The organism is Streptomyces sp. NPDC023723, from assembly GCF_040639815.1.
Taxonomy (GTDB): domain Bacteria; phylum Actinomycetota; class Actinomycetes; order Streptomycetales; family Streptomycetaceae; genus Streptomyces.
In genome coordinates this window covers 1-25,054 of the sequence record NZ_JBFAAP010000050.1, presented here as the reverse complement: position 1 = coordinate 25,054, position 25,054 = coordinate 1, and the positions used below count along the sequence as shown (strand labels likewise).

The following is a 25,054-nucleotide window of genomic DNA, read 5'->3' as shown; positions in this document are numbered from 1 at the left end:
GGAGGTCACCGGCCCCGCGTCAGCGCTTGGTCGTGTCCGTCGGCTCGGTGACCGGGCGGGAACTCGTCACGTCCCCCGGGGCGGCCTGAATGGTGCGCTGCGACGCGGACTGCTCGCCGGTGGTGGGCGGGTCGGCGGGGGCGGCGGACTTGTTGTCGTCCTTCATCGCCTTGGCCTCGCTCTTGAGGATGCGCGCGGACTTGCCGAGCGAACGCGCCATGTCCGGAAGCTTCTTCGCGCCGAACAGCAGGATGATGACGACGAGGATGAGAATGATCTCGGGGGCGCCGAGCCTTCCGAACATAAGTCTTTACCTTCTCACCGAGGCGGCTGGGTGGGGGTGCTGTCCGACCGGTCGGACATGTGTCTGAACGGCCGCGTTGTGCAGCGATCGTAACGCTCAGGGGTAAACGCGAGGCAATCCCTGTGCGTACTCCCGTCCGCGGCCGGGCCTCGTTTTCCGGACCGCGACCAGCAGCGTACCTGTCCCGGCGAGCCGGACGACAGGGCGAAGCGGCCCAAAACGCAAGTCACAGCAGACCACTGCGTCACTCACAGGCGTCTCACAAAGCCCCGGGGACGCCCTCCGGGCCCCTTACAGCGCCTCTGCGGAACGGCCCGCCCGCGCGGCGGCGTGCTCCAGATCCTCCGCCGCCGAACTGATCCGGCGGGTGGATTCGGCCACCTGCCGGCCCAGCCGCCGCGCCTCCACGAACACCCGCACGGCGAGCACCCCGAGGACGGCGAGACCCAGGAACCCCATGGCAACCGCGAACATCGGCCAGAACATGCGGCCGAGCCTAGACGGTCGGGTGCAGCCGCAGGGTGCGGACCCCGCCGCCGGTGAGCAGCTCCACGATCCGCTCCCCGGCCGGCTTGCGCACGGTGACCTGGCAGTCCGGGCAGGTGAACGAGTAGAAGGTGGTGCGGCTGCTGCCGCCGATGGCGAGCCGCAGGGCGCTCGCGGTCAGCTCGAAGTGCCCCCGGCAGTCCGGACAGCCCGCCCGGAACACCACCGGCGCCACGCTTCTCATCCCGGCGAACGCGGACGCCACCGTCATGCCCGCCGCACCGGACCCCGCCGACTCGCTCAAAGCCCTCGCTCCTGCCCGTCACGCACCGCGTCCGCCGCCACCGCGGCCGGTGTCCCGGTCCCGTCGTCATGCACCGCCGACGCGGCCGGGGGTCCGGTCCCGTCGTCGTCCGCCGCCACCGCGGCCGGTGTCCCGGACCCGTCGCCATACGCCGCCGGTGGCCCGGACCCCTCCTCGTACACCGCCGACGCGGCCGGTGTCCCGGTCCCGTCCTCGTACGCCATCAGTGCCCTTCGTGCCGCCTGCCGGGCGCTGTCGGCCAGTTCGAGCGGCGTCACGATCCGGCCGTCCCGTCCCAGGCGCAGCGCCAGGCGCCGGAGCGACGCCGGGTCGGGAGTGCGCAGCGTGATGCGCAGGCCGCCGTCCGGGAGCTCGTCGGCGCTGTCGTGCGGGTAGTACTCGGCGACCCAGCGCCCGCCCGGGCCGACCTCCACCACCACCTCGGGGTCCTCGGCGGCCGGCTGCACCAGCGCCTGGGACAGGTCGCGCGGCTCGATCTCGGGCGGCGCGGACGGCTCGTCGAGGATCTTGATCTCGGCGACCCGGTCGAGCCGGAAGGTACGCCGCGCCTCGGAGCGGCGGCACCACGCCTCGACATAGGTGTGCCCGACGCTGACCAGGCGGATGGGGTCGATCTCGCGTTCGGTGACCTCGTCGCGGGCCGGTGAGTAGTAGCGGATCCACAGCCGGCGGCGCTCGGAGATGGCCCGGTCGACGTCGGCGAAGACGCCGCCCTCGGCCTCGAAGGTGACCGACAGCCGGGAGCTGGCGCCGGCCGCCTCGCCCGCCGCCGCCTCCACCTTGGCGGTCGCCCGCAGCAGCGCCTGCCGGTCGCTCTCGCGCAGGCCGGGCAGGGTGGCCACCGCGCGGGCGGCGACCAGCAGCGCGGTGGCCTCGTCGGCGGCCAGCCGCAGCGGCTCGGCCGCGTCCGCGCCGAGCGCGGCCGGGTTGTGCCACCAGATCCGCTCGCCGTCGGTGTCGATGTCGAGCAGATCGCCGCCGCGGAAGCTGGTGCCGCACATGGGCAGCACATCGAGGTCGGAGACCAGCTCGTCCTCGGTGATGCCGAAGGCGCGCGCGACGTCCTCGATGCGGGCGCCGGGGCGCTCGCGCAGATACGTCACCAGCGACAGCATCCGCCGCGTCTGGTCGATGGCGTTGACGGGCCTGACCGGTTTGCCTGCCACTGTGTTGTCCGTTCCCCCTCAGCCCTTGGCGACGGCACGCAGCCGGTCCACCACGTCGGCCCGCAGCTCGGCGGGTTCCAGGACCACCACGTCCGGTCCGAACTCCACCAGCCAGGCGTCCAGGCCGTGCCCGTACGGAATCTCCAACTCGTCCCAGCCGTCGCCGAGTTCCCGGACCGCCGTGGCTTTCGCCCGAAGGGGGTAGCCGGCGGCCGCCCGCAGCCGGATCAGCGCGGAGCGGTCCGCGGTCTCCCCCGCCCAGCTCGCCACGGTCTCGCGGACGGTGACGACGTCCGGCACGGGGGCGGTGTACCGGGCCCCGCGCGAGCGGACCTTGCCGGTGATCCGGGACAGCCGGAAGACCCGCTCGGCACCGCGGTCCCGGTCGAAGCCCGCCAGGTACCAGTGCCCGCGCCAGCACTCCAGCGCCCACGGCTCGACATGCCGGGTCTCGGGGCGGGCGGCGGTGGCCTTGCGGTAGTCGAAGACGACCGGGCGGCGGTCCCGGCAGGCCAGCATCAGCGGCTCGAACGCGGCCTCGTGCACCGGGATGCGGGGTTCCAGGGCGCTGTGCGCCTCATAGGGGTCGACGTCCTCGGGCAGCCCGGCGGCGCGCAGCTTCTGGAGGGCGCCGCTGGCCGCGCCGGCCAGCCGGGCCTGCTGCCAGACCTTGGCGGCCAGCCCCAGCGCGGCGGCCTCCTCGGCGTCCAGGGTGATGGCCGGCAGGCGGTTGCTGTCGCGGCGGGCGAGGTAGCCGATCTCGCCGTCCAGGCTCTCCACGGTCTCGATGACCAGGCCCAGCTCGCGCAGGTCGTCCTTGTCCCGCTCGAACATCCGGTTGAAGGCGTCGTCGGAGCCCGGCGCGGTCTGCTCGGGCCCGAACGTCTCGACGTAGGCCTCGATGGACTCGCGCAGCTCGCGCTTGCTGAGCGGCCGGCGGGTGCCGAGCAGACACAGCGCCAGGTTCATCAGCCGCTCGGCCTTGGCAATGGCCATCGACGCCCTTCGCCTCCTTGTGCTGCATACGACGTGCTGCCTACGACGTGCCGCATTCGACAACATGCTGCCTACGACGTGCTGCCTACGACCGATGACCGTACCGCCCCGCGGTGGCCTGGCAAAAGCCGAGGGCCCATGCCCGGACAGGCATGGGCCCCGAGGCGGTCACGTCCGATCGCATCCGTGCCGATCGGACCCCGGCCAGGTCGGATCAGACGCCGAGCAGGTCGACGACGAAGATCAGCGTCTCGCCGGGCTTGATCGCCGGGGTCGGGCTCTGGTTGCCGTAGGCGAGGTGGGCCGGGATGGTCAGCTGGCGACGGCCGCCGACCTTCATGCCCTGCACGCCCTGGTCCCAGCCCTTGATGACCCGGCCGCCGCCCAGCGGGAAGCGGAACGGGGCGCCGCGGTTCCAGCTGGCGTCGAACTCCTCACCGGTGGAGAAGGCGACACCCACGTAGTGCACGGTGACGGTCTGACCCGCCTGCGCGACGGGTCCGTCGCCCTCCCAGATGTCCTTGATCTCGAGGTCCGCCGGGGGCTCGCCGCCCGGGAAGTCGATCTCGGGCTTGTCGATGCTCACGTCTCTAGCTCCTGCTTGTCTGCGGAAAGGCAACGGGCCCAGTCTTTCATCCCCGCCGCGTCACAGCTTCGCGAGGATGTCGACCGAGAAGACCAGCGTCGAGTCCTTCTTGATGCCGCTGCCGTCCGGCGGGCTGTCGCCGTACCCGAGGCTCGGCGGGACGACGATGAGGACCCGGCTGCCGACCTTCTTGCCGGTCAGCCCCTGCGACCAGCCCTTGACGACCTGCTGGAGCGAGAACGACGTCAGCTGCTTGCGGCTGTAGGTCGAGTCGAACTCCTTGCCGCCGTCCCACAGCACGCCCTTGTACTGCACCAGCACGCTGTCCTCGGCCGCGACCTCGGCGCCGTCGCCCTCGATGACGTAGTTCGCCACGAGCTTGGTGGGCGCCTTCGCGTCGGGCACCTTGATGGAGGGCGCCTTGCCGTCGGTGTTGGTGCCCACCTTGGGCAGCGCGGTGTCGTCCTGGGCGACCTCCTCGCCCTTGGCGGAGCTCTTGGCGTTGTAGCTGTCCTTGAGGTCGAACACGAACACCAGGGTGTCGTCCTTCTTCACCCCGAGCTGCTCATTGCCCTGGTCGCCGTAGGCCCAGGTCGGCGGGACCGCGAACAGGACCCGGCTGCCGGTCTTCTTGCCGGTCAGCGCGTACCGCCAGCCGTCGATGACACTGCCCTGGGCGAGCTGGAAGACCAGCGGGCTCTTGGTGTCGTAGGAGTTGCCCAGCACCTTGGCCGACGACCAGATCTGGCCCAGGTAGTCGGCCACCACGAAGTCGTTCTCGGCGACCGTCTTGCCGTTGCCGGCGACGGTCGTCTTCACCGCGAGCTGCCCGGACGGGTCGCCGCTGCCCTTGGCGACCGTCGGCTTCTCGCCGAACTTCGCACCCGCCGTGATGGCCGGCAGCGGACCGTCGACGATCTTCGGGGCCGGCGCCGACGACGTGGCCGACGCCGACGGCGCCTCACTGGCGTTGCTCGCATCGCCCCCGTCGTCACCGCACGCGGCAAGGGTGGTCAGTCCAACGGGTACGGCGATGAGAAGTGAGCGTCGGCGCACAGCGGGGGCCTCGTAATCGGTCGATCTCGGTTGATGGCGTGCGCGCGCAACTCTACGACGTAAGACGGGCGCCGTACGGGAAAACGTACGGCGCCCGTGTGGCGTTCCGAGCATCCATTCGGAGCCCTACATACCCGCGATCAGCTTCTCCACCCGGTCGTCCACGGAACGGAACGGGTCCTTGCACAAGACGGTGCGCTGCGCCTGGTCGTTGAGCTTGAGATGGACCCAGTCGACCGTGAAGTCACGGCGCTGTTCCTGAGCCCGCCGGATGAAGTCGCCGCGCAGCCTGGCCCGAGTGGTCTGCGGCGGAACGGACTTGCCCTCGAAGATCTTCAAGTCGTTGCAGATCCGGGTGGCCTGACCCTTCTTCTCCAGCAGGTAGTACAGGCCACGACGGCGGTGGATGTCGTGGTAGGCGAGGTCTATCTGCGCGACCCGCGGATGCGACATGGTCATGTTGTGCTTGGCCCGGTACCGCTCGATGAGCTTGTACTTCATGACCCAGTCGATCTCGGTGCCGATGCGGTCGAGGTCCTCGGCCTCGATCGCGTCCAGCGTGCGGCCCCACAGCTCCAGGACCCGCTCCACCGTCCCGGTGCGGATGCCGCGCCGCTCGCAGAAGTCCACGGCCTTCTCGTAGTACTCCCGCTGCACCTCGAGGGCGGACGCCTCCCGGCCACTGGCCAGGCGCACCTTCCGCCGTCCGGTGATGTCGTGGCTGACCTCGCGGATCGCCCGGATCGGGTTCTCCAGGGTCAGGTCCCGCATCACCGTGCCGGCCTCGATCATGCGCAGTACCAGGTCGGTGGCGCCGACCTTGAGCAGCATGGTCGTCTCCGACATGTTCGAGTCGCCCACGATAACGTGCAGCCGGCGGTAGCGCTCGGCGTCCGCGTGCGGCTCGTCGCGGGTGTTGATGATCGGCCGGGAGCGGGTCGTCGCGGAGGAGACGCCCTCCCAGATGTGCTCGGCACGCTGGCTGACGCAGTACACCGCACCGCGCGGCGTCTGGAGCACCTTGCCCGCACCGCACAGCAGCTGCCTCGTCACCAGGAACGGGATGAGGATGTCCGCGAGCCGGGAGAACTCCCCGTGCCGGGCCACCAGATAGTTCTCGTGGCAGCCGTAGGAGTTGCCGGCCGAATCGGTGTTGTTCTTGAAGAGGTAGACGTCGCCCGCGATTCCCTCCTCGTGCAGGCGTCGTTCGGCGTCCACCAGGAGTCCCTCGAGAATGCGCTCGCCCGCCTTGTCGTGAGTGACGAGCTCGGTCACGTTGTCACATTCGGGGGTGGCGTATTCCGGATGTGACCCGACATCGAGATAGAGGCGGGCGCCGTTGCGCAGAAAGACATTGCTGCTACGGCCCCATGACACGACACGGCGGAAGAGGTACCGCGCCACCTCGTCAGGCGACAGGCGGCGCTGTCCCCTGAACGTGCACGTGACGCCGTACTCGTTCTCCAGCCCGAAAATGCGGCGGTCCATGACTGAACATTACGCCCGATCCCCTGAACTGAAACGGGGTTCGACGGCACGGTTTGGATCATTTTCCGATGAAGCCGCAACCACCGCTTGCCCGGCGGGAGCTGCGAGGACCCGTCCGGTGGCCGTCAGCACCAGCAGCGAGACGGCCCCTGCGGCGCCCGGCAGGGCGAAGCCCCACAGCGTCCCGCCCGCCTCGACGACCGGCCCGGCGATCCCGGTCCCGACCGACGCGCCCACCGTGAACGTCGTCACCAGCCAGGAGAACGCCTCGGTGACCGTGCCCCTGGGCGCGTGCCGGTCCACCAGCACGAAGGCGCAGGCGATGGCCGGCGCCAGGAAGACACCCGCCAGCGCGGTCAGCAGCACCATGCCGGCCGTGCCCGGCAGCAGCATCAGCGGCAGATAACACACCGCCAGGAGAGCCACCAGCACCCGCAGTCTCGGCGCGGGGTCGCCGCCCCACCGCCGTGCCCCGTACCCGGCCCCGCCGACCAGCGCACCGAGCCCCAGCGCGGCCATCAGCCAGCCGTACACGGCATCCCCGCCGTGCCCGTCCGCGTACGACATCGCCGCGACCGTTATCGACCCGAGCGCCATCCCGACGAACAGGAACGCGCCGAGCAGCGCCAGCAGCCCCGGCGAGCGCAGCGCGCCCAGCCAGTGCGCCTCGCGCGGCGCCGACCGCCACGCCCGCGAGGGCGGCGACAGCACGACCGACAGCGCCCCCAGCACCCCGATCACGTTGAGCACCAGCAGCCCGGCCTGCGCCGACCACAGGGACGCGCACAGCGTCACCAGCAGCGGTCCGGCGGTGAACATCACCTCCTGGGCCACGGCGTCCATCGCGTACGCCGTGTGCACCTGCCCCTCCTTGCCCAGCACACTGGGCCACAGCGCCCGCAGCCCGCCCTCCAGCGGCGGCGTGAACAGCCCCGAGCCCGCCACCGCCGCATAGGCGACAACGACCGGATCGGTACCGGCGAAGGCGAACACGGCCATCGCCGCACCCGACAGCACGGCGGCGGGCAGCTGCACCCTCGGCTGCCCGAACAGGTCCACCAGCCGCCCGAGCACCGGCTGCCCCACCGCGTTGGCCACCCCGTACACGGCCGCGAGCGCCCCGGCGAGGCTGTAGGACCCGCCCTCGGCCCGCACGAACAGCACGACGGCGATCGCCGCGGTGGCGTTGGGCAGCCGCCCCACCAGCGTGCCGGCCAGCAACCGCACGGCATGCCGCGCACGAAGAATCTCCAGATACCCCGCACCCACGACCGGCTCCCTTCCCCCACCACCGCACGTTTTACGTATAACTAGGCCACGCTCATACGTACCATGACCGCTGTTCGGCAGTCCAGACGAAGGAGCGGGCCCACGGTGGCACGAGGCAGCACACGCCCGACGAGCCGGGACGTCGCCCGGGCCGCCGGCGTCTCCCAGGCCGCGGTCTCCCTGGTGCTGGGCGGCAAATGGCGCGGACGGGTCTCGGAGACGACCGCCGAACGCGTGCGCCGGGCCGCCCACGACCTCGGCTACCGTCCCAACCTGGCGGCCCGCAACCTCCGCCTCGGCCGCACCCGTACGGTCCTCCTCGTGGTGCCGGCCCTGACCGCGGAGTTCTTCGCCGGCGTCTACACCGGAGCCGCCCGGGTCGCCGCCGAGCACGGCTTCGGAGTCGTCCTCTACCCCTCCCCCGAGGGCATCGGCCCGGCCCCGGACCCCTTCGCCTCCGCCCAGGCGGCCCTGGACGGCGTCATCGCCTCCTCCATGGCCGCCGACGCCCTCACCGCCATCCGGGGCGACCAGCTCCCCCTGGTGATGCTGGACAGCGACCCGGAGGGCAGCACGGGCGCCGCCACCGTCAACCTGGACATCGCCGACGGCGTCCGCCAGGTCGCCGACCATCTGCTGGCCCTGGGCCACCGCCGCTTCCTGCACCTGGCAGCGGGCGTGGCCTCCTGGACGTTCGAGCTACGGGCCCGGGAACTGGCCGCACGGCTGGCCACCGTCCCCGGCACCGAACTCCGCACCACCCACGCGCCGCTCTCGATCGAGGACGCCCGGACCGCCACCGAAGCGGCACTGACCGGACCCGGCCCCCGCCCCACCGCCCTGGTCTGCGACGACGACAAACTCGCCGCGGGCGCCTACAAGGCGCTGCGCCGCCTGGGCCTGCGCATCCCCGAGGACCTCTCCGTCACCGGCCTGGACGACCTCGCCCTGGCCACGGCGATCGACCCCGAACTCACCACGGTCCGCCTGGACGCGGAACTCTTCGGCGAACGGGGCATGCGGGCGCTGCTGGACGTCCTGGACGGCCGGGAGCCCCAGCGCGACGACATCCCGGTGGAACTGGTCGTACGGGGCTCAACGGCACCGCCGCGGTGAGCGGGCGGGTGGCGCAGCCGGCACAACGGGGTGTGCCGCCGCGCCCGCCCGTGCCGCCCTGGGCCCCTCTGCGGGGCACGAATGCCCGGGGGCTGGGCAGGCGGTGCATACCCGCAGTCACCCAGCGCGAGAAGGGGACGGGTGGGGGTGTGCGCCCGCAGCGGTTGGCGCGTCGACCCGGTTCACACCCGTAACAGACCGGTTCAGCACTGTTCCGAGGCCGGACGCCCCCGCACCCCCACCGGGCCCGGGCAGGCCGCCGCAGGCGTCACCCGCTACTCGTCGTCCGCTACTCGTCGTCCGCCTCATCGGAGGCAGCGCCCGACGACTCGTCCAGGAGCCGCGACAGCTGGCCCCCCACGATCCGCCGGAACTTCCGCTGCTGCGGCCGCGTACGGTCCAGCACCGCCACCTCCAGCCGCTCCGCCGGAATCTCCCGCTCGCTGCCGTTGGTGTCCCGCGACAGCGCCTGCACGGCCAGCCGCAGCGCCTCCGCCAGCGTCATACCCTCCCGGTGCCGCTGGTCCAGGTACGAGCTGATCTGTTCGGCGTTGCCGCCGACCGCCACCGAGCCGTGCTCGTCCACGATCGACCCGTCGTGCGGCAGCCGGTAGATCTGATCGCCCTCCGGCGTCTCCCCGACCTCCGCGACGACCAGCTCCACCTCGTACGGCTTCTCCGCCGCGCTGGAGAAGATCGTGCCCAGCGTCTGGGCATAGACGTTCGCCAGCCCCCGCGCCGTCACGTCGTCCCGGTCATAGGTGTAACCCCGCAGGTCGGCGTAGCGCACCCCGCCGATCCGCAGATTCTCGTACTCGTTGTACTTGCCGGCGGCCGCGAAACCGATCCGGTCGTAGATCTCGCTGAACTTGTGCAGCGCACGGGACGGGTTCTCACCGACGAACACGATGCCGTCGGCATACTGAAGCACGACCAGGCTGCGACCACGGGCAATGCCCTTGCGGGCGTACTCGGCCCGATCGGCCATGGCCTGCTGGGGTGAGACATAGAACGGCGTCGACACCGGTTAACCGTCCCCTTCTGTCGAAGTCGAAGTCACTGGACCACCTGACAACAAAGCAACCGTGCCCGCCGCTACAGCAGCGCCGCCCGCGGACCGTCGGGCTGCTCCAGCCGCCGCTCCAGCACGGAGCGGGCGATGCCGGACGACTCGTCCTCGGTCAGCCGGCGGAAGCCGTCCTCGGTGATCACGGTGACGATCGGGAAGATCCGGCGGGCGACATCGGGGCCACCGGTCGCCGAGTCGTCGTCGGCCGCGTCGTACAGCGCCTGCACCACCAGCGTGGTGGCGTCGTCCTCGCTCAGGTCACCCCGGAAGAGCTTCTTCATCGCGCCCCGCGCGAAGACCGACCCCGACCCGGTGGCGGCGAAGTTGTGCTCCTCGGACCGGCCGCCCGTCACGTCGTACGAGAAGATGCGGCCCCGGCCGCGGTCGACGTCGTAACCGGCGAACAGCGGCACCACGGCCAGCCCCTGCATCGCCATGCCGAGGTTGGAGCGGATCATCGTGGAGAGCCGGTTCGCCTTGCCCTCCAGGGAGAGCTGCGCGCCCTCGACCTTCTCGAAGTGCTCCAGCTCCAGCTGGAACAGCTTCACCATCTCCACGGCCAGACCCGCCGTACCGGCGATGCCCACCGCCGAGTACTCGTCGGCGGGGAACACCTTTTCGATGTCCCGTTGCGCGATGACGTTGCCCATGGTGGCGCGCCGGTCGCCGGCGAGCACCACGCCGCCGGGGAACGTCACGGCCACGATCGTCGTGCCGTGCGGGGCCTCGATGACGCCCTGGGTCGGTGGGAGCTGCCGGTTGCCCGGGAGGATCTCCGGCTGGTGCTCCGACAGGAAGTCCATGAAGGAGGACGATCCAGGCGTCAGGAAGGCAGCTGGTAGACGCCCGGTGCTACGAGTGTTGGCTTCCACGCGATTCCTTCCACGTATGCGGCAGCCCGCCTTATGGCATCGGGCCGGTCCTTGAACTGCCCCAGCGCCGCGTTGCAGCTGAAGCACAGTACGCCACGGACCCTACCCGTCTCGTGGCAGTGATCCACATGTGCGGCGGGCGCCGCCAGACATACGCAGCAGACGCCTCCCTGAGAAGCGATCAGCTCGTCGCGCTCCGCTTCGGTGATGCCGTACTGACGCTTCAGATGACCGGCGCGGCCCTGCGCCGCTTTGCAAGACTTGCAGAGCGTCGCCAGACCATCAGAAGCTGTGCGATTCCGGGTCCACTCACTGTGGGGTTTGATCTCCCCGCACGTCCGGCAGCGCTTGTGCCCGTCGGGCACCTCCACACGCGGACGGACGTTGCGCCCCTTGGCCACCTGGCGTTCTTGGTGATAGGCCGCAGCACACTCTCGGCAATAAGCCTGCAACCCGTCACGCATCGCCTTGTTCCGCGCAAACGCTGCCCGCGGCTTGTGGTCCTTACACCGCGAGCAACGCCTACCAGATTCTTCGATCGTCAAGCGCACCCCCGCTGAAACCTTCATTTCGAAGGCTACTCTCCGCCCTTCTGAACGAACGAGCGAACGAAATCCTCTGCGTTCTCTTCCAAGACATCATCGATCTCGTCCAGCACCGAGTCGACGTCGTCGCTCAGCTTCTCCTGTCGTTCCTTGAGGTCCTCCGACGCCTGCGCGTCCTCGGTCTGCTCCTCGACCTCCTCGGTGGAACGCGTGGCCTTCTGCTGCCCGCCGCCGGTGTCCTTGGTCGCCATAACCCTCACCCCGCTCGGTTCGCCCGACACTTCGCTCAAGATCCGACCCTACAAGCCGGGTCCGACATCGGCCCCGCGGAATACAGAACGCGCGGGGACCACCTCGATGATTCCCGGGCCGGGGTCTTTCACCCCGGCCCGGCTGACTTCCACCGGGTACCCAGCACTCCCGGCCATCCTCCCGCTCACCCTCCGGACAACACCCTGACCAGGTCCTCCGCCGTGCGGCAGCGGTCCAGGAGCTCCTTGACGTGATTACGCGTTCCGCGAAGCGGTTCCAGGGTTGGCACCCGCTGCAACGAGTCCCGGCCCGGCAGATCGAAGATCACCGAGTCCCAGGAGGCCGCCGCCACGTCGTCCGCGTACTGCTCCAGACAGCGCCCGCGGAAGTAGGCCCGGGTGTCCTCGGGCGGCTTGGTACGGGCCCGCTCGACCTCCGCGTCGTCCAGCAGCCGCTTCATCCGGCCACGGGCCGCCAGGCGGTTGTACAGGCCCTTCTCGGGGCGTACGTCCGCGTACTGGAGGTCGACCAGGTGCAGCCGGGGCGCGTCCCAGTCCACGCCGTCACGCCGCCGGTAGCCCTCCATGAGCTCCCGCTTGGCGACCCAGTCCAGCTCGCCGGCCAGACTCATCGGGTCGTTCTCCAGGCGGTTGAGGGTGTCCTCCCAGCGGGCCAGGACGTCCTTGGTCTGGTCGTCCGCGTCGGCCCCGTACCGCTCCTCCACGTACTTGCGCGACAGCTCGAAGTACTCCATCTGGAGCTGGACCGCCGTGAGCGTCCGGCCGCTGCGGAGCGTGACGAGCTGCTTGAGGGCCGGGTCGTGCGAGACCTGGTGCAGAGTGCGGACCGGCTGGTCGACCGCCAGGTCCACCGCGATGAAGCCGTCCTCGATCATGGACAGCACCAGCGCGGTCGTGCCCAGCTTCAGGTACGTCGAGATCTCGGACAGGTTGGCGTCGCCGATGATCACGTGCAGCCGGCGGTACTTCTCGGCGTCCGCGTGCGGCTCGTCGCGGGTGTTGATGATCGGGCGCTTCAGCGTGGTCTCCAGGCCGACCTCGACCTCGAAGTAGTCCGCGCGCTGACTGAGCTGGAAGCCGTGCTCGTGGCCGTCCTGGCCGAGGCCGACCCGGCCGGCGCCGGTGACGACCTGGCGGGAGACGAAGAACGGCGTCAGGTGGCGCACGATGTCCGAGAACGGGGTCTCCCGCTTCATCAGGTAGTTCTCGTGCGTGCCGTAGGAGGCGCCCTTGTTGTCGGTGTTGTTCTTGTAGAGGTGGATCGGCTGGGCCCCGGGCAGCTGGGCGGCCCGCTCCGCCGCCTCGGCCATGATCCGCTCGCCGGCCTTGTCCCAGAGCACGGCGTCCCGCGGATTGGTGACCTCGGGGGCGCTGTACTCCGGGTGCGCGTGGTCGACGTAGAGCCGGGCGCCGTTGGTGAGGATCACGTTGGCCAGGCCGATGTCCTCGTCGGTGAGCTGGCTGGAGTCGGCGGCCTCGCGGGCGAGGTCGAAGCCTCGGGCGTCCCGCAGCGGGTTCTCCTCCTCGAAGTCCCAGCGGGCCCGGCGGGCCCGGTGCATCGCCGCCGCGTAGGCGTTGACGATCTGGGACGAGGTGAGCATGGCATTGGCGTTGGGGTGACCGGGGACGGAGATCCCGTACTCCGTCTCGATGCCCATTACTCGCCGTACGGTCATGCGGCCCTCCTTGCCCGGCGGCGCCCTAGGTCGTGGACGCCGCTCACGTACCGCTGGCGCTCCGGTGCGTGTGCGGTGCCCGTCCCCGCACTGCGCGACTCGGCGGTATGGAAGAGCCTAGAACGCCTTTGCGCTGGTGGGGAGATCATTTGCGTCATTGCCTTGCTCCAGCCGTGGCCCTGGAAAAACAGTCGGCTGCGGGTACCCGCTGAGGGACACCCGCAGCCGTCCGGTTTTTTTACAGGTACTGGCCGGTGTTCGCCACCGTGTCGATGGAGCGTCCGGTGTCCGCGCCCTGCTTTCCGGTGACGAGCGTACGGATGTACACGATCCGCTCGCCCTTCTTTCCGGAGATCCGGGCCCAGTCGTCCGGGTTGGTGGTGTTGGGCAGGTCCTCGTTCTCCTTGAACTCGTCCACGCAGGCCTGGAGGAGGTGGGAGACGCGCAGGCCCTTCTGGTTCTTCTCGAGGAAGTCCTTGATCGCCATCTTCTTGGCGCGGCCCACGATGTTCTCGATCATGGCGCCGGAATTGAAGTCCTTGAAGTACAGGACTTCCTTGTCGCCGTTGGCGTAGGTGACCTCCAGGAAGCGGTTCTCCTCGGATTCGGCGTACATGTGTTCCACCGCCGTCTGGATCATGCTCTGGACGGTGGCCGCCTTGTCCTTCTCGTGCTCCTTGAGGTCGTCCTCGTGCAGCGGGAGGCGCTCGGTGAGGTACTTGCCGAAGATGTCCTTGGCCGCCTCGGCGTCCGGACGCTCGATCTTGATCTTCACGTCGAGCCGGCCGGGCCGCAGGATGGCGGGGTCGATCATGTCCTCACGGTTGGAGGCGCCGATCACCACCACGTTCTGGAGGCCCTCCACACCGTCGATCTCGGCGAGCAGCTGCGGGACGATGGTGTTCTCCACGTCCGAGCTGACACCGGAGCCGCGGGTGCGGAAGAGGGATTCCATCTCGTCGAAGAAGACGATGACGGGGGTGCCCTCGCTGGCCTTCTCCCGGGCCCGCTGGAAGACCAGGCGGATCTGCCGCTCGGTCTCACCGACGTACTTGTTGAGCAGCTCGGGGCCCTTGATGTTGAGGAAGAAGCTCTTGCCGGCGGCCTGGCCGGTCACCTCGGCGACCTTCTTGGCCAGCGAGTTGGCCACCGCCTTGGCGATCAGCGTCTTGCCGCATCCGGGCGGCCCGTAGAGCAGTACGCCCTTGGGCGGCCGCAGCTCGTGCTCCCGGAACAGGTCGGGGTAGAGATACGGGAGCTCGACCGCGTCGCGGATGGCCTCGATCTGGCCGCCGAGGCCGCCGATCTGCTCGTAGCCGATGTCGGGGACCTCTTCGAGGACGAGTTCCTCGACCTCGCTCTTGGGCACGACCTCGTAGACGTAGCCGGAGCGGGGTTCGAGCAGCAGGGCGTCGCCGGCGCGGATGGTGATGCCGCGCAGGGGCTCGGCGAGCCGTACCACGCGTTCCTCGTCGGTGTGCCCCAGTACCAGGGCGCGCTCGCCGTCCTCGAGGATCTCCTTGAGGGTGACGATGTCGCCGACGCTCTCGAACTCCATGGCCTCGACCACGTTGAGCGCCTCGTTGAGCATCACTTCCTGGCCGCGCCTGAGCTCGTCCAGTTCGACGCCGGGGCTGACGTTCACCCGGAGCTTGCGGCCCCCGGTGAAGATGTCGGCCGTACCGTCCTCGTTCGCCTGAAGGAAGACACCGAAGCCGGCCGGCGGCTGCGCCAACCGGTCGACCTCTTCCTTGAGAGCCACGATCTGGTCGCGGGCCTCGCGGAGTGTATTGGCCAGTCGCTCGTTCTGCGCGGATACGCCGGCCAGATTGGTCTGCAGCTCGACGATCCGCTCTTCGAGAATTCTCGTGTGCCGCGGAGAGTCGGCGAGCTTGCGTCGCAGGACGGCGATCTCCTGCTCAAGATAGGCAATCTGTCCGGTCGGGTCGTCGGACCCGCGTCCCGGGCGGATGCCGCGGTTCATGTCGTCGTCGTGGGCTGCCACGGTCCTCACCTCCTCCAAGGGGAGCTGGACGCTTCCAGACCCTACCTGGGTGGGTGTCGATTGAAACCCCTAGATCACAAAGACGGTCGGGGTGTGTCCGATCTTCACCCTTGCGCTCTCCCTCACGCCAGGGGAATACCCACGGAACGCGAGGGGAAAGCAGGCGGCGGTAGGCTCGAACCGTTCAACACCCGTCAGAGCTGGCCGGATTCCCGCCGCTCGACGCAGAAACGGCAGGAGCGATGAGCGTGCAGCAGGAGGCCGGAGTCGGTGGTGCGGCACTGGAGGTCTGGATCGACCAGGACCTGTGTACCGGCGACGGTATCTGTGCCCAGTACGCGCCGGAGGTGTTCGAGCTGGACATCGACGGTCTGGCCTATGTGAAGGGCCCGGACGACGAACTGCTCCAGGCCGCGGGGGCGGCAACGCCCGTGCCGTTGCCGCTTCTCACCGATGTGGTCGACTCGGCGAAGGAGTGTCCGGGCGAGTGCATCCACGTACGTCGGGTTTCGGACAGCGTGGAGGTGTACGGACCGGACGCAGAGTGACCAAATCGCAACCTTTTGCGCACAGTCCGTGACCGATGTCTGATGTCTCACATAGGTGGATCACTCGTGGCCGGGGCCGGCCGCGGTCACACCGAGTGGGACTCGGCTGGGGTGGAACGGACGAACGCGCCGTTGTTCCAGCGCCACTTCGCGTCTTCCTCGACGTCCGGGCAGCAACTGGGTACGTCGGCCGACGAGTAGCCGAGGTAGGTGGCGAGGACGGAGCCGTCGGTCACGGAGAGGTCGGTGACCGTACGCCGCTCCTTGGCGTCGATCAGGGTCGCCACCACCCGGGGCCGGCCGTCGTCGCCCCGGGTCAGGACGTAGACGCTGTCCGGCGGGGTGCCCATGGGGGCGTCGCAGTGCACCACGGCGACCGTCTCCGGTCTGCCGTCGCCGTCCAGGTCGCCGGACGCCTTCTTCTGCACCAGCGCCCGCACCGGGCCGCAGTCCAGCGGGAAGGTGACGTCGGCGGGGTCGGGCGCCGCGACCTGCGCCTGGGCCGGCTTGGTCTTGGGACCCGCCGCCTGGGCGGCGGTCGCGGCATCGGGTTGCAGGACCGAGGAGAGGGCCACCACGGCGGCGACGGCGGTTGCGGTGGCGACCCAGTGGATCGGGCGGGTGCGGGTGTGCGCCAGTTCCGGGACGGCGGGGTGCTGCACGAGGAGTGTCTCCTGTGAGGGCTGTGCCGGTGGGGTGTCCAGCATGGTGCCACACGTCACAGTGCGGGGGAACAGCGGGGTGGGTACCCACGTTGGTCGCTTGGCGCGGCCGGCCCGGCGGCGGTGCCCGGTCAATGCGGAGACGCCGTGGCGGAGTTCCCTGGTGCGTTCGGGAACTCCGCCACGGCGTCGGCGCGTTGTGTCGGTGACGGGCCGGTCAGCGGCCGCTGCCTCCATCGGCGTTGGGGCCGGTGTAGTCCTCGCCGTAGGCGCCCTTGGCGGGGCGGCGGCGGCGCATGGGCGGCTCGACGCCGTCGGCGAGGCGACGGGCGGTGAGCAGGAAGCCGGTGTGGCCGATCATCCGGTGGTCCGGGCGGACGGCCAGGCCCTCGACGTGCCAGTTGCGGATCATGGTCTCCCAGGAGGTCGGCTCGTTGAAGGAGCCGATCTCGCGGATGGACTCCACGGTCCGGGCGAGCTGGGTGGTGGTGGCGACGTAGCAGCACAGGATGCCGCCGGGGACGAGCGCCTTGGAGACGGCCTCCAGGCACTCCCAGGGGGCGAGCATGTCCAGGATGACGCGGTCGACGTCGGTGTCGGACAGGTTGTCCTGGAGGTCGCCGACGGTGAGCTGCCAGGCGGGGTGCGGGCCGCCGAAGTAGCGCTCCACGTTGCCGCGGGCGATGTCGGCGAAGTCCTCGCGGCGCTCGTAGGAGTGCAGCATGCCCTGGTCGCCGATGGCGCGCAGCAGGAAGCTGCTGAGCGAGCCGGAGCCGACGCCGGCCTCGACGACGCGGGCGCCGGGGAAGATGTCGGCGAAGGCGAGGATCTGCCCCGCGTCCTTGGGGTAGACCACGGCGGCGCCGCGGGGCATGGACAGGACATAGTCGGGGAGCAGGGGGCGCAGCGCGAGGTAGGCGACGTTCCCGGTGGTACGGACAACGCTGCCCTCGGGAGCACCGATCAGTTCGTCGTGCGGGAAGGAACCCTTGTGGGTGTGGAAGTTCTTCCCGGCCTCGAGTGTGAACGTGTAGTGGCGGCCCTTGGGGTCGGTCAGCTGAACCTGGTCCCCGACCTTGAAGGGCCCGCGCCTGCGGGCGGCACCGGTCGGTTCGGACATGTGACCAGCCTACCGGCGTTTCGGATACCCACCGACCAGTGTCTCAGCTGGGCCGGGCCATCGCCTTCACGAACGCGCGTTCCACGTCGGCGGCGGACAGGACGCCGTAGATCTCGCCGGTCTCCTCGGTCACCAGGTACTCGGTGGCGGGGGTGGCGCGCAGGGCGTCGAGGAGTTCCTCGCCGGCCAGCTCGGCCGAGACGCGCATGCCGTCGGTGAGGTCCTGGGCCAGGCCGCTGACGGCGACCCAGGGGCGGCGGTGCTCGGGTACGCCGACGATGGCGGCCTCGCGGACCAGGGAGAGGGGGGTGCCCTCGGGGTCGACGACGACCAGGGCGCGGGCACCGGCCGCGTTGGCCCGGCGCAGCGCCTCGGAGAGCGGGGTGTCGGTCTCGACCGGGACGGCGCGCCGGGTGAGGTTGCGGGCGCGCAGTTCGGGGAGGTGTTCCCGCAGCCGGGCCATGCGCAGGCTGTTGCCGGCGCCGGTCCAGATGATCGCGGCGAGGATGGCGGCCAGCAGGGCGTCCATGACGGTGTCCATGCCGACGTTGTCCACCGCGTCGGAGCCGAGGGCGCCGGCCTGGGTGAGCAGCGGCAGGCCGATCAGGACGGCGATGGCGAGGGCACGGCCGACCCAGGCGGCGGCGACGGTACCGCTCATCGGCTTGCCGGTGATCTTCCAGACCACGGCGCGGAGCATCCGGCCGCCGTCCAGGGGGAGGCCGGGGAGCAGGTTGAAGACGGCCACGATGAGGTTGGAGATCATCAGGCCGGCCAGCAGGACGCCGGGGACGGTGCCGGGCTCGACGGGCAGCAGGGCGAGGTAGAAGACGCCGGCCAGGACGAGGGAGAGCAGCGGGCCGACGAAGGCCAGGATGAACTCGCGGCCGGGGGTCTCGGCCTCCTTCTCGATCTCGGAGACGCCGCCGAAGAACTGGAGCTGGATGCGGCGGACCGGGAGCTTGAAGCGCAGGGCGGCGACGGTGTGGGCGAGTTCGTGGACGAGGACGGAGGCGTAGAAGGCGACCGCGAAGAAGAGGGAGACCAGGTAGCGGGCGGCGCCCAGCTCGGGCAGGACACGGTCGAGCTGGCCGCCGAACACCCAGGTGATCAGGGCGGCGACCAGGAACCAGCTGGGGGCGACGTAGACGGGGACGCCGAACGGCCGTCCCATCAGCAGGCCGCCGCCGGGTTCGCGGGGGCGGCGCGGTGGGCGGTCGGGGCCGCCGCCGTCCGACCGCGCGGACGTGCGGTGGTCCGGGCCGGGGTGGTGGGGGGCCGGCGGGGGCGGGGGGTTTTCGGGTGCGGGTGCCGGGGGGTTTCCGGGTGCGGGTGCCGGGGGTGGGGGGTCGTCGGTGCCGGTGCCGGTGCCGGTGCCTGAGTCGTGCGGCCCGTTGTCCGTGTCGGTGCCGGGCGCGTACGGTCCCGTCTCGGTACCGGTGCCGGAGTCGTGCGGTCCCTTGTCCGTGCTGCCGTTGCCCGGGGCCGCCGGGTCCTGTTCCGTACCGTCGGGGCCCGGTGCTTGCTGGGCGTGGGGGTCGGGGTGGCCGGTGCCGCCGTTCGGGGGCCCGCCGGGGGGCGCGGAGCCGGGGGCCCCGGGCCCCGCGTGGGGCTCGGCCGACTCGTCGCTGCCGGACCGCGGCTGCCCGCTCCCGCCGCTCACGTCCACGGTTTCCCCTCGCTCGAAGCGTCTCCCGCTCCTGCCGGGCGGAAGGGTCTCACGTCGATGGTATGCGGCCCCGGCGCCCCGGCCCGCCCCGGCACCCCTGTGCTCGTCCCGCGTCCCGGGCGTCACCGCCGCGGCTGGGTCACTGTCAGTGGCGGGCCGTAGGGTCTGGGGCATGGAGACGAGCATCGAGGGTGCGGTGGAGGGCGTCGCGGGACCGACGGCGCCCGTGGCGGACGGGGCAGTGACGGTCGCGGCGGGCCCGGTCCCCGGGTCCGGGACCGCGCCGCGGGCCGCCATAGCGCCTGCCTCCCTGTCGCCCTCGCGGGCCGGTGACTTCATGCAGTGCCCGCTGTTGTACCGGTTCCGGGTGATCGACCGGCTCCCGGAGAAGCCGAGCGAGGCGGCGACCCGGGGCACGCTGGTGCACGCGGTGCTGGAGCGGCTCTTCGACGCCCCGGCGGCCGAGCGCACCCCGCCGCGGGCCAAGGCGCTGGTGCCCGGCCAGTGGGACCGGCTGCGCGAGACCAGGCCCGAGGTGGTGGAGCTGTTCGCCGACGACCCGGAGGGCGAGCGGCTGGCCCGCTGGCTGGCCGAGGCGGAGCGGCTGGTGGAGCGCTGGTTCACGCTGGAGGACCCGAGCCGGCTGGAGCCCGCCGAGCGGGAGCTGTTCGTCGAGACGGAGCTGGAGTCGGGGCTGCGGCTGCGCGGCATCATCGACCGGGTCGACGTGGCGCCCACCGGTGAGGTGCGGATCGTCGACTACAAGACGGGCAAGGCGCCCCGGCCCGAGTACTCGGAGGGCGCGCTGTTCCAGATGAAGTTCTACGCCCTGGTGGTGTGGCGGCTGAAGAAGGTGGTTCCCCGGCGGCTGCAGCTGGTCTACCTGGGCAGCGGTGATGTGCTGACGTACGACCCGGTCGTCGCCGACCTGGAGCGGGTCGAGCGCAAGCTGCTGGCGCTGTGGGACGCGATCCGGCTGGCGACCGAGACGGGCCAGTGGCGGCCGCGGCCCACCAAGCTGTGCGGCTGGTGCGACCACCAGGCGCACTGCCCGGAGTTCGGCGGTACTCCCCCGCCGTATCCGCTCCCGGTGGTGGCGGCGCGGGGCGAGGCCCTCTGACGCCCCGGCCTCCTTGGGTGCCACGGGCGCAGGGCAGAATGGGGCCGGACTAGCGAAGGAGACTCACGTGGCCATCCGTGTCCTACTGGTCGACGACCAGCCGCTGCTGCGTACGGGCTTCCGGATGATTCTGGAAGCGGAGCAGGACCTCGCGGTCGTCGGCGAGGCCGGGGACGGCCTCCAGGCGCTGGACCAGGTGCGGGCCTTGCAGCCCGACGTGGTCCTGATGGACATCCGTATGCCGCGGATGGACGGCGTGGAGGCGACCCGGCAGATCACCGGCCCCGGTCGGGACGGCCCGGCGAAGGTGCTGGTGCTGACCACCTTCGACCTCGACGAGTACGTGGTGGAGGCGTTGCGGGCGGGGGCCAGCGGTTTCCTGCTGAAGGACGCTCCGGCCAATGAGCTGGTGCAGGCGATCCGGGTGGTGGCGGACGGTGAGGCGATGCTGGCGCCGAGCATCACCAAGCGGCTGCTCGACAAGTACGCGACCCATCTGCCCTCGGGCGAGGAGCCGGTGCCGGACACCCTGCACACGCTGACCGAGCGTGAGGTGGAGGTGCTGAAGCTGGTGGCGCGGGGGCTGTCCAACGCGGAGATCGCCGCGGATCTGTTCGTCAGCGAGACGACCGTCAAGACCCATGTCGGGCATGTGCTGACCAAGCTGGGGCTGCGCGACCGGGTGCAGGCCGCGGTGTACGCGTACGAGAGCGGGCTGGTGCGGCCCGGCGCGCAGTAGCCCGCGCCGGCCTCGCGGCACGGCAGCGCGAAGGGCGCCCCACTCCTCGCGGAGTGGGGCGCCCTTTCGTGTGCGGCCGCGGTGCGGGCCGGGCTCAGTTGCTGACGCCGCGGCCCAGTTCCCAGAGCTGGAGGGAGGAGGCGGAGTTGAGGACGTAGGCGGTGCCGGTGATGTCGTCGCGGGTGGCGACGTACTGCTTGCCCTGCCACAGCGGCAGCAGCGGTACGTCGTCGGCGACGATGTCCTGGATCTCCGTCAGGCTGTCGGCGGCGGACAGCCGGTCGGCCTCGCGGCGGGACTCCGGGATCAGCGTGTTGATGATCCGGCTGTTGCTGTACGGCAGGTAGAGGGTGTTCCCCTTGTCGAGGAACGGTGCGATGAAGCTGTCCGCGTCCGGGAAGTCGGGGAACCAGCCCATGCCGAACACGTCGTAGGCGTGCTTCTGCTGCGCCGGGCGGTACTCCTCCCAGGGCGTGCCCTTGATGTCGACGTCGAACAGGCCGCTGTCGTTGAGCTGCTTCTGGAGCTGCTCGAACTCCGGCTTGGCGGCGGCACCGTAGTGGTCGGTGGTGTAGTTCAGCGTCAGCTTCACCGGTGTGGTGATGTTGGCCTGCTCCAGCAGGTCCTTCGCCTTGTCGACGCTCGGGTCGCCGTACTTGTTGAAGAACGAGTTGGAGTGGCCGGTGATGGTGGCCGGAACCATCGAGTACAGCGGCTCGGCCTGGGAGCCGTAGACCTTGGAGACCAGTTCGCTGCGGTTGATCAGCTGGGCCATCGCCTGGCGGACGGCCTTGTTCTTGACGGACGCGGCGTCGGTGTTGAAGGCCAGGTAGCGGATCTCCAGGCCGGACACCTCGACCAGGTCGACGTCACTGTCGGTGCTCTCGGACAGCTTGTCGATCTGCTCGGGCGTCATCGCGCGCGTCATCACGTCGATGTCGCCCTTTTCGATGTCGGCGCCCATCGTCTCGGCGTCGGCGTAGGAGACCATCTCGACCTTGTCGTTGTTCACCGTGAGACTCCCCTTGTAGTTGGGGTTCTTGGTGAACACGCCCTTGGTCAGTTCGTCGCCCTTGGTCTCCGCCTTGAAGGTGTAGGGACCGGAGCCGGAGACCTCGAAGCCGTCGCGCAGCTTGCCCTTCTCGTAGTCGTCGGAGTCGACGATGCCGGCGACGGGGGTCGACAGCTTGTACGGGAAGGTGGCGTCGGCGGTGTTGAGGTGGAAGATCACCTCTCGGTCGCCCTGTGTCTCGACGGTGTCGACGGTGGACAGCAGCGAGGAGACCCCGCTGTCGGCCTTGAGGGAGATGGCCCGCTCGATGGAGAACTTCACATCGGCGGCGGTGATGGGGTCGCCGTTGGCGAACTTCAGGCCGTCGCGCAGGGTGCAGGAGTACCGCTCGTTGCCCGTGTCGGTGAAGCCGCACTCCTCGGCCGCCTCGGGCACCGGCTCGCCGTCGCCGCGCGGCTGGATCATCAGGGTCTGCTGGGTCTGGCGCAGGACGTTCCAGCTGCCGACGTCGTAGGCGTACGCCGGGTCGAGGGGCGCGGGCACGTCCTTCGAGGCGGTGAACCGGTCCGTGGTGCCGACGACGATCGCGTCTCCGCCGCCACTGCCACCGTCGGAACCGCCGCACGCGGCGAGCACCGGCGCGAGCAGGCCGACCACGGCCGGCAGCACCAAAGTCTTACGGTTCATGCTCGGGTTTCTCCAGGGCTGTCGATTCCGTGTATCCGACATGCAGGGGTGTCGCGGCGGATCACGGGGGTAGGGGCGAGGTTCTCGCGACGAGATTAGTCCGCGTCCGCACGACAGTTCGCAGCTACCGGAGTTGAGTCCCCATCACGCAGTGAAACCGGGCGTGGACGCACCGAAAACCCGACAGCGGAAGGATTAGTGCGAGGTTTCATCAATCGGGACACAAGGGCACCACGCCACCCCCGAACGCGCCGCGAACAGCACACGCACAGACTTCTGTCGACCCCCGGGGGCGTGGGGAACGTCACATGGTCAAGAAGGCTGGTGACGCACTCAATTCGGCCGTCCCGAGGCGGGGAATTACTCTTCGGGACTCTTCGGGACCTCTCCGCCACGCGTTCCGCGAATCCGCCACGCGTTCCGCGAAATTGCCCGCATTCGCCGGTGCACGCTGGGTGAAGTGCTAGTGCGTGTGTGTCATCAGTCCGCGCAGGAATGCCAGGTCCACCTGTTCCAACGAGGGCACGACGGTGCGTCTGGGGGCCGGTGCGATGGGGGCGACGGACGGGACGACGACGACCTGGCAGCCCGCCGCCTCGGCGGCGGCGACACCGGTCGCGGTGTCCTCGACGACGGCGCACCGGTGCGGATCGGCACCGAGACCGGCGGCGGCGGCCAGGTAGGGGTCCGGGTAGGGCTTGGTGCGCGGCACCTCGTCGCCCGCGACCGTCAGGGCGAAGTGGTGGGCGCCGAGCGCGGTGAGGACCCGGTCGATGACGCGCCGGTGGGAGGCGGAGACCAGGGCGGTGGGCATCTCGTGCTCGGACAGCTCGGCCAGCAGCCGCTTGGCGCCCGGCATCAGCGGCAGGGACCGGCCGATGCGCTCCTCGAAGCCGTCGTTGAGCAGCACGGTCAGCTCGGCGAGCGTGATGTCGGCGCCGGTGGCCTCGATCAGGAAGCCCGCGCTGCGGGTCATGGGGCCGCCGACCACGACATGGCGCCAGGAGTCGTCCAGGGTGTGCCCGAGGCCCGCGAAGACCTCGATCTCGATGTCCCACCAGAAACCCTCGGTGTCCACCAGGGTGCCGTCCATGTCCAGGAGTACGGCCTGGAGGGCGGACCCTTCGGCCGTACGGGTACCGAGTGCGGGGACGGTACTGGTCATCCACTTGCCTCCTTGAGGGACGATCAGGCCGGTTCCGAAAAGGGAACCGGCCTGCGGTGGACCGACCAGTGTACGTCGCCCGGGAGCCAAGCGCCCGGTGGAGCCTCAGCGGGCGTTGAAGTACTTCGCCTCCGGGTGGTGGATCACGATGGCGTCGGTGGACTGTTCGGGGTGCAGCTGGAACTCCTCGGAGAGGTGGACGCCGATCCGCTCCGGCTCCAGCAGGGCGGCGATCTTGGCCCGGTCCTCCAGGTCCGGGCAGGCGCCGTAGCCCAGCGAGAAGCGGGCGCCCCGGTACTTCAGCTCGAACATGCCCTGCATCGCGTCCGGGTCCTCACCGGCGAAGCCCAGTTCGGAGCGGACCCGGGCGTGCCAGTACTCGGCGAGGGCCTCGGCGAGCTGGACGGACAGGCCGTGCAGTTCGAGGTAGTCGCGGTAGGCGTTGGCCTCGAACATCCGGGCGGTCTCGGTCCCGATGCGGGAGCCGACGGTGACGACCTGGAAGCCGACGACATCGGTCTCGCCGGACTCCTCCGGGCGGAAGAAGTCGGCCAGGCACAGCCGCCGGCCGCGCCGCTGCCGGGGGAAGGTGAACCGGGTGCGCTCGTTGCCTGCGTCGTCCAGCACGATCAGGTCGTCGTCCTTGGAGACGCACGGGAAGTAGCCGTAGACCACGGCGGCTTCGAGCAGGTTCTCCGTCTGGAGCCGGTCCAGCAGCCCGCGCAGCCGGGGCCGGCCCTCACTCTCGACCAGTTCCTCGTAGGAGGGTCCGTCGCCGGTGCGGGCCTGCTTCAGCCCCCACTGGCCCTTGAACAGGGCGCCCTCGTCCAGCCAGGAGGCGTACTCCTTGAGCTGGATGCCCTTGACGACCCGGGTGCCCCAGAACGGCGGCTCGGGGACCGGGTTGTCGACGGCGACGTCGGAGCGGACGTGGCCGGCCTCCGGGCGCTCCTCGACCTCCACGGTGGCGGCCCGCACCCGGCGTTGCTTCAGTTCGGGGAGGGCTGCGCCGGGCACGCCGCGCTTGATGCCGATCAGCGCGTCCATCAGCCGCAGCCCCTCGAACGCGTCCCGGGCGTAGCGGACCTCGCCCTCGTAGAC

Annotated in this window: 25 protein-coding genes; 4 read left to right on the top strand and 21 right to left on the bottom strand. The window is 70.3% G+C overall.

Annotated features, from left to right (window positions below; genetic code table 11):
- Nucleotides 1-19: 19 nt before the first annotated feature.
- From tatA to AB0G32_RS32740, 9 genes are all read right to left on the bottom strand, one after another.
- Nucleotides 20-304, bottom strand: coding sequence for a Sec-independent protein translocase subunit TatA (gene tatA, locus AB0G32_RS32780; protein WP_361171736.1), 285 nt, complete (start codon nucleotides 302-304; stop codon nucleotides 20-22).
- 291 nt (nucleotides 305-595) lie between these two features.
- On the bottom strand, nucleotides 596-790 hold the full coding sequence (locus AB0G32_RS32775; RefSeq protein WP_361171734.1) for a hypothetical protein: 195 nt from the start codon (nucleotides 788-790) through the stop codon (nucleotides 596-598).
- A gap of 10 nt (nucleotides 791-800) precedes the next feature.
- Nucleotides 801-1,094, bottom strand: a complete 294-nt coding sequence (locus AB0G32_RS32770) for a hypothetical protein (RefSeq protein ID WP_361171731.1) — start codon at nucleotides 1,092-1,094, stop codon at nucleotides 801-803.
- The gene (locus tag AB0G32_RS32765) at nucleotides 1,091-2,281 is read right to left on the bottom strand and encodes a WYL domain-containing protein (protein ID WP_361171728.1); all 1,191 of its coding nucleotides are present in this window, start codon (nucleotides 2,279-2,281) and stop codon (nucleotides 1,091-1,093) included. Before AB0G32_RS32765 ends, AB0G32_RS32770 begins: the two co-directional genes overlap by 4 nt.
- A gap of 18 nt (nucleotides 2,282-2,299) precedes the next feature.
- Nucleotides 2,300-3,277, bottom strand: coding sequence for a WYL domain-containing protein (locus tag AB0G32_RS32760; RefSeq protein WP_361171725.1), 978 nt, complete (start codon nucleotides 3,275-3,277; stop codon nucleotides 2,300-2,302).
- 214 nt (nucleotides 3,278-3,491) lie between these two features.
- Nucleotides 3,492-3,863, bottom strand: coding sequence for an FKBP-type peptidyl-prolyl cis-trans isomerase (locus AB0G32_RS32755; protein WP_189418682.1), 372 nt, complete (start codon nucleotides 3,861-3,863; stop codon nucleotides 3,492-3,494).
- Between the two features lie 60 nt (nucleotides 3,864-3,923).
- Nucleotides 3,924-4,919: an FKBP-type peptidyl-prolyl cis-trans isomerase gene (locus tag AB0G32_RS32750; protein WP_361171722.1), complete on the bottom strand. Its 996-nt coding sequence runs from the start codon at nucleotides 4,917-4,919 to the stop codon at nucleotides 3,924-3,926.
- A 126-nt stretch (nucleotides 4,920-5,045) separates the two neighbouring features.
- Nucleotides 5,046-6,407, bottom strand: a complete 1,362-nt coding sequence (gene pafA, locus AB0G32_RS32745) for a Pup--protein ligase (protein ID WP_361171719.1) — start codon at nucleotides 6,405-6,407, stop codon at nucleotides 5,046-5,048.
- Nucleotides 6,408-6,416: 9 nt separating this feature from the next.
- Complete coding sequence (locus tag AB0G32_RS32740) at nucleotides 6,417-7,676, bottom strand: MFS transporter (protein WP_361171716.1); 1,260 nt, start codon at nucleotides 7,674-7,676, stop codon at nucleotides 6,417-6,419.
- 63 nt (nucleotides 7,677-7,739) lie between these two features.
- Between AB0G32_RS32740 and AB0G32_RS32735 the strand changes: the two genes are divergently transcribed.
- Nucleotides 7,740-8,792, top strand: a complete 1,053-nt coding sequence (locus AB0G32_RS32735) for a LacI family DNA-binding transcriptional regulator (protein ID WP_361171713.1) — start codon at nucleotides 7,740-7,742, stop codon at nucleotides 8,790-8,792.
- 289 nt (nucleotides 8,793-9,081) lie between these two features.
- Here AB0G32_RS32735 and prcA read toward each other — a convergent pair whose 3' ends face one another.
- From prcA to arc, 6 genes are all read right to left on the bottom strand, one after another.
- Nucleotides 9,082-9,816, bottom strand: coding sequence for a proteasome subunit alpha (gene prcA, locus AB0G32_RS32730; protein WP_361171710.1), 735 nt, complete (start codon nucleotides 9,814-9,816; stop codon nucleotides 9,082-9,084).
- Between the two features lie 71 nt (nucleotides 9,817-9,887).
- Complete coding sequence (gene prcB / locus AB0G32_RS32725; protein WP_361171707.1) at nucleotides 9,888-10,733, bottom strand: proteasome subunit beta; 846 nt, start codon at nucleotides 10,731-10,733, stop codon at nucleotides 9,888-9,890.
- Nucleotides 10,685-11,302, bottom strand: a complete 618-nt coding sequence (locus AB0G32_RS32720) for an endonuclease VII domain-containing protein (protein ID WP_361171704.1) — start codon at nucleotides 11,300-11,302, stop codon at nucleotides 10,685-10,687. Before AB0G32_RS32720 ends, prcB begins: the two co-directional genes overlap by 49 nt.
- Before the next feature lie 8 nt (nucleotides 11,303-11,310).
- The gene (locus AB0G32_RS32715) at nucleotides 11,311-11,529 is read right to left on the bottom strand and encodes a ubiquitin-like protein Pup (RefSeq protein ID WP_361171701.1); all 219 of its coding nucleotides are present in this window, start codon (nucleotides 11,527-11,529) and stop codon (nucleotides 11,311-11,313) included.
- Nucleotides 11,530-11,714: 185 nt separating this feature from the next.
- Nucleotides 11,715-13,226, bottom strand: coding sequence for a depupylase/deamidase Dop (dop, locus tag AB0G32_RS32710; protein ID WP_361171698.1), 1,512 nt, complete (start codon nucleotides 13,224-13,226; stop codon nucleotides 11,715-11,717).
- A gap of 238 nt (nucleotides 13,227-13,464) precedes the next feature.
- The gene (arc, locus tag AB0G32_RS32705) at nucleotides 13,465-15,231 is read right to left on the bottom strand and encodes a proteasome ATPase (protein WP_361171695.1); all 1,767 of its coding nucleotides are present in this window, start codon (nucleotides 15,229-15,231) and stop codon (nucleotides 13,465-13,467) included.
- Between the two features lie 242 nt (nucleotides 15,232-15,473).
- On the opposite strand from arc, the gene AB0G32_RS32700 reads away from it, so the two are divergent.
- On the top strand, nucleotides 15,474-15,779 hold the full coding sequence (locus AB0G32_RS32700; protein ID WP_361171692.1) for a ferredoxin: 306 nt from the start codon (nucleotides 15,474-15,476) through the stop codon (nucleotides 15,777-15,779).
- An 86-nt stretch (nucleotides 15,780-15,865) separates the two neighbouring features.
- On the opposite strand, the gene AB0G32_RS32695 is transcribed toward AB0G32_RS32700, so the two are convergent.
- The 3 genes from AB0G32_RS32695 to AB0G32_RS32685 form a co-directional block, all read right to left on the bottom strand.
- Nucleotides 15,866-16,441, bottom strand: coding sequence for a hypothetical protein (locus tag AB0G32_RS32695; RefSeq protein WP_361171689.1), 576 nt, complete (start codon nucleotides 16,439-16,441; stop codon nucleotides 15,866-15,868).
- 217 nt (nucleotides 16,442-16,658) lie between these two features.
- Nucleotides 16,659-17,561, bottom strand: a complete 903-nt coding sequence (locus AB0G32_RS32690) for a tRNA (adenine-N1)-methyltransferase (protein WP_361171686.1) — start codon at nucleotides 17,559-17,561, stop codon at nucleotides 16,659-16,661.
- Between the two features lie 43 nt (nucleotides 17,562-17,604).
- Nucleotides 17,605-19,230, bottom strand: coding sequence for a site-2 protease family protein (locus AB0G32_RS32685; RefSeq protein ID WP_361171683.1), 1,626 nt, complete (start codon nucleotides 19,228-19,230; stop codon nucleotides 17,605-17,607).
- A 172-nt stretch (nucleotides 19,231-19,402) separates the two neighbouring features.
- Here AB0G32_RS32685 and AB0G32_RS32680 point away from each other — a divergent pair, with 172 nt between their 5' ends.
- The gene (locus tag AB0G32_RS32680) at nucleotides 19,403-20,350 is read left to right on the top strand and encodes a RecB family exonuclease (RefSeq protein ID WP_361171680.1); all 948 of its coding nucleotides are present in this window, start codon (nucleotides 19,403-19,405) and stop codon (nucleotides 20,348-20,350) included.
- Between the two features lie 67 nt (nucleotides 20,351-20,417).
- On the top strand, nucleotides 20,418-21,089 hold the full coding sequence (locus AB0G32_RS32675; protein WP_361171677.1) for a response regulator transcription factor: 672 nt from the start codon (nucleotides 20,418-20,420) through the stop codon (nucleotides 21,087-21,089).
- Between the two features lie 94 nt (nucleotides 21,090-21,183).
- Here the strand turns inward: AB0G32_RS32675 and AB0G32_RS32670 are convergent, their stop codons facing one another.
- The 3 genes from AB0G32_RS32670 to AB0G32_RS32660 all read right to left on the bottom strand — a co-directional run.
- Nucleotides 21,184-22,788 carry an ABC transporter substrate-binding protein gene (locus tag AB0G32_RS32670; protein WP_361171674.1) on the bottom strand — a complete coding sequence of 535 codons (1,605 nt, stop codon included), beginning with the start codon at nucleotides 22,786-22,788 and terminating at the stop codon, nucleotides 21,184-21,186.
- A gap of 463 nt (nucleotides 22,789-23,251) precedes the next feature.
- A complete protein-coding gene (locus AB0G32_RS32665) occupies nucleotides 23,252-23,953 on the bottom strand; it encodes an HAD family phosphatase (RefSeq protein WP_361171671.1) in 702 nt (233 codons plus the stop codon).
- A 105-nt stretch (nucleotides 23,954-24,058) separates the two neighbouring features.
- Nucleotides 24,059-25,054: vitamin B12 dependent-methionine synthase activation domain-containing protein (locus AB0G32_RS32660; protein WP_361171668.1), on the bottom strand; the 996-nt coding region annotated here is incomplete at its 5' end.